This window comes from Bowdeniella nasicola (assembly GCF_001907295.1).
GTDB classification, from domain to species: Bacteria; Actinomycetota; Actinomycetes; order Actinomycetales; family Actinomycetaceae; genus Bowdeniella; species Bowdeniella nasicola.
Genome location: NZ_MQVR01000119.1, coordinates 1 through 3982 on the forward strand (window position 1 = coordinate 1; position 3982 = coordinate 3982).

2 protein-coding genes and 1 tRNA gene are annotated in these 3982 nt (G+C 62.6%); 1 reads left to right on the forward strand and 2 read right to left on the reverse strand.

Annotated features, from left to right (window positions below; translation table 11 throughout):
- Nucleotides 1-162: 162 nt before the first annotated feature.
- Nucleotides 163-2079 (reverse strand): alpha-glucosidase, encoded by a 1917-nt coding sequence (locus BSZ39_RS12240; RefSeq protein WP_083603346.1) that lies wholly within the window; start codon nt 2077-2079, stop codon nt 163-165.
- Nucleotides 2076-3449: a glycoside-pentoside-hexuronide (GPH):cation symporter gene (locus tag BSZ39_RS12245; RefSeq protein ID WP_073717595.1), complete on the reverse strand. Its 1374-nt coding sequence runs from the start codon at nt 3447-3449 to the stop codon at nt 2076-2078. The genes BSZ39_RS12240 and BSZ39_RS12245 overlap by 4 nt, the downstream gene beginning before the upstream one ends.
- Nucleotides 3450-3539: 90 nt before the next feature.
- Between BSZ39_RS12245 and BSZ39_RS12250 the strand changes: the two genes are divergently transcribed.
- Nucleotides 3540-3626 (forward strand) — tRNA-Ser (locus BSZ39_RS12250).
- Nucleotides 3627-3982 lie beyond the last annotated feature (356 nt).

The following is a 3982-nucleotide window of genomic DNA, read 5'->3' on the forward strand; positions in this document are numbered from 1 at the left end:
CCGGGTCGTGGCTTTTCTTCGGTGACACCGTAGTCATTATCGGTGAAACTCCTTCTAGATCAGAGCCTCACACACAAACTTCCTGACACCCTCCCCATCGTGCAGTCAGGGGCCCGTTCCTTCATCCCCGGTCGGTGACTACAACGTCATGACCCACAACATCTAGCGCGGCAGCAGCCGCGCAACAACCGCCTCATAAGGACGCATCCGTTCGCCGCGTGTCGGCGGCCCGAGCGCGATCTCGCACGGGCCGTCGGCGATGCGGCGCGGGATCGCCTTGCCTGTCGTGTTGAGCTCGATGAGCCACCGCTCGGTGCCATCGGGGGAGGTGCGCAGCCAGGCTGCATAGCCGCGCTCGCCGCTGGCAAGGAACGTGACGTCGCCATAGACGAAAGCGGGATGCGCGCGCCGCAGCGCGATGAGCTCGCGGTAGGCGTTCAGGACTGAGTCCGGGTTCGCGCGCTGCTCGGCAACCGAGTAGCCCGGCCCGGGATCGCTTTGCGCGAGCCACGGCGTACCGATCGTGAAGCCGCCGCCGGGCTCCCAAGCGATTGGCGTGCGCGCGTGGTCGCGCGAGCCCGCGAGGATTTCGGCCCACGCGTCGGCCGGGGACGTCCCGTCCGCGATGAGCTTGGCGTAGTGGTTGATCGATTCGACGTCGCGCAGTTCGCTGAGGTCAGCGAACGGCTGGTTGACGGAGGCAACCTCTTGACCCTGGAAGATGAACGGCGTTCCGGGCAGCGTCAGTTGGACCGTCGCAATGAGGACACCGACGGCGTCGCGCAGCGCGGGGTCGCGATCGGCCTGCCCGAGCACCTTGGAGATCATGCGGGGGTTGTCGTGGTTTTCGACGAACAGCGCGATCCAGTCGTTGCTGCCGATGCGCTCGAGATAGTCGCGATAAAACCGCACGAGATAGGCGAGGTCGTAGCGGTAGTCATCCCAGCGGATCTTGCCCGGCGGCTCGAGGACGTCGAAGTTGAAGACGAGGTCGAGGGCCGCCCGGTCGGCGCCCGAGAGCAGCCGTCCCGTCTCGACGCCGATGCCGGGGGTCTCACCGACCATGATCCCGCCCTCGCCATCGGGCGAGGTGAAGCCGTCTCTCCTGAGCTCGGCAAGATAGTCATGCAGCTTCGGGCCGTAGAAATAGTGCTCGATCCCGGTAAAGCCGATGAGCTCGCCGATGAACTCATTGCCCTCGGGTAGGCCCGGCGCCTTCGAGATGTAATTCGTGACGTCCATGCGGAAGCCGTCGATGCCCTTGGCACGCCAGAACTGGACGATGTCGGCGATCTCGGCGCGCACGGCCGGGTTATCCCAATTGAGGTCGAGCTGGCCGGGCGCGAACAGGTGCAGCGCCCACCGGTCGGCCTCATCGAAATACCGCCACGCGGAGCCGGAGAAGAACGACTCCCAGTTATTCGGGGGCGTCGTGCCGCGCCGGAGGACGTAGTAGTCGCCATACGGCCCGTCGGGATCGGCGAGGGCCTTGCGGAACCAGTCGTGCTGTTCGGAGGTGTGGTTTGCAACGAGGTCGAGGATGATCCGCATGCCGCGGTTGTGACAGCCGGCGATGAGGGCGTCCATATCGGCCATCGTGCCCATCTCGGCCATGATCGCCCGATAGTCGCGAACGTCGTAGCCCATGTCCTCGTTGGGGGAGTCGAAGACCGGAGAGAGCCACAGGCAATCGACGCCGAGCCACGCGAGATAGTCGAGCCGTGAGATGACACCCGCCAGGTCTCCAATCCCGTCACCGTTAGCGTCGGCGAAACTGCGCGGATAAATCTGATAGAAAACCGCTTCCTTCCACCATGCCGACGTGATCGGCCCGGTCGCTTTTTTCGGTCGCGCGGTCTCGCTGTTGAGCAGCGTGAGCAACGTGTCGATGAAACCGGGCCCGATGATGCGCCCAAAAAGTTTTTCGACGCGGCCCAGCGAGAGGGCGGAGACGAGAGGATTCGAACCCCACCTGCGGGACCGACCCATTTGCAGCAGGACCTTATCGATGATGTCGCGCCCGAGCGGATGGGCATAGATCTCTTTCAGGCTCGACTCGCGGGTGAGAGTGACGGTCATGCTTCGCGCTCCTTGAGGTCGGAAACGATGCGGGCATAGGTGGGCTCATCGATGCGGTACTTCATGCGCAGGATCAGCCAACTGAGGGTAGCGAGAACCATCGGAACTACCATCATGGCGATCTTGACCACGAGTACGACACCGTCTCCGATCGCCGACGCGTCGGAATCGGAGGACAGGGACGCGATCCCGCTGGCGAGCAGAGTGAGGCCGACGATCCCGCTTGCCAGCGCATTCGAGCCCTTGTAGATGAACGGCTGCAGCGAGACCGTGATCGACTCATTGCGGCGCCCGAGCTTCCACTCGCCGTACTCGGCACAGTCCGCGATGTACAACAGCATGAGGAGCTGGATGAACGCCTGTCCCGAGAACAGCAAGACCCCCGCAACGCCGATGAGAAGCATTGAGGAGTCGGCGAAGAAAAATAATCCAAAACCAAAGACGCATAGGGCGGTCGCGACCAGGTGGATCTGCCGGCGGGTCAGGAATCTCGCCACCAGCGGAAAGATCGCGAGCCCGGCGATCTGCGTGATGCCGAGGACGGCCGCGAAGATCGAGTACATGTCCTCATCGCCATACACATAGCGGAAGTAGTAGATCCCGAGCGACGTCGTGACGAGGTAGCCCGTCATGAACGTCATCATCGCGAAGGTCACCCACAGCAGTTGGTCGTTGCGCACGATAACCGAAAACAGCTCCCGCAGCGGCGTCGTCGCGGGCTCTTCGATGCGCACTTCCTCCTTCGCGACGACGAGCGTGATCGCCTGGAACGCGACCATGACGATCGAGAGGATAACCGCGAGCGTGAACCAGCCTCGCTGCAACGACCCCGTCCATTCGGCGAGCGCCTTCGTAATCGGCAGGACCCCGACGACGAGCGAGAACAGGCCAACGTTCGCGCAAACCCGCGCGACCACGCCGATGCGTTCGCGCTGCTTCCGATCCCGCGACAGGCTCGGCAGCATGCCGTAATAGGAGATGTCGTTGACCGTGTAGGCGATCTCCCACAGCAGGTAGACGACCGTGAACATGATGAGGAACGTCGTCCCCTCCAGCCCCCAGTCGGCGAACATGAGGATGGAGGCGGCGGCCCACGCGAGCGCGCCGATCGCGATCCACGGCTTGAATTTGCCCCACCGTGATCGCGTGTTGTCGACAATGATCCCCATGACCGGATCGTTCACGGCGTCAAAGACTCGCATCACGACCATGATGACGGTGACCGCGACGACAGTGCTCGCAGAAATATCGACAACCTCGGTCAGGTAGAACATGAGGTACATCGCGACGAGAGCCGCGAGCATATCGCGGCCGAGCGTCCCTAGGCCGAAGCCCCACACATTGCGTGCGCCAATGCTTCCACCTGTCATGTCGCGAGTCTCCCACAGTGGCGTCGCGTTGGGGATCACATGCCCTTAGTTTGGTTCGGCACGGTTTCGCCAGCTAAGATAATTCGGCAAGGTAGCGTGTCCGAGCGGCCGAAGGTGCAGCACTCGAAATGCTGTGTGGTGTCACAGCCACCGTGGGTTCAAATCCCACCGCTACCGCACTTAAAATCCCCGGGATCATGGGCAAAACCAGGTCCCGGGGATTGTTTTTTGGGCCGTCGCCGCCATGGGATTTCAGAAGTCTGCGGGGGTGTACCCCAACGTGGTGTGGAGTTCTGCACTAACGCCCACGTGCGGTGGCTGCCGTACTCCGCAACAGATGTCGGGGCGTGTAGTTGCCGGGCAAGTGCAGTTGGTTGAGTATGAGTACGTCGCATTCGGTGTCGTATACATTTGCGCAAAAAGCCGGAGTCCTATCCCGGCTCTTCAGAGTTGAGTGTGGGCGCGCCGATCGGGCAAGGGTGTTGGGGGATAGACGTCGAGGTCCCCGATGATGAGCGGACTTCTACCCCGCT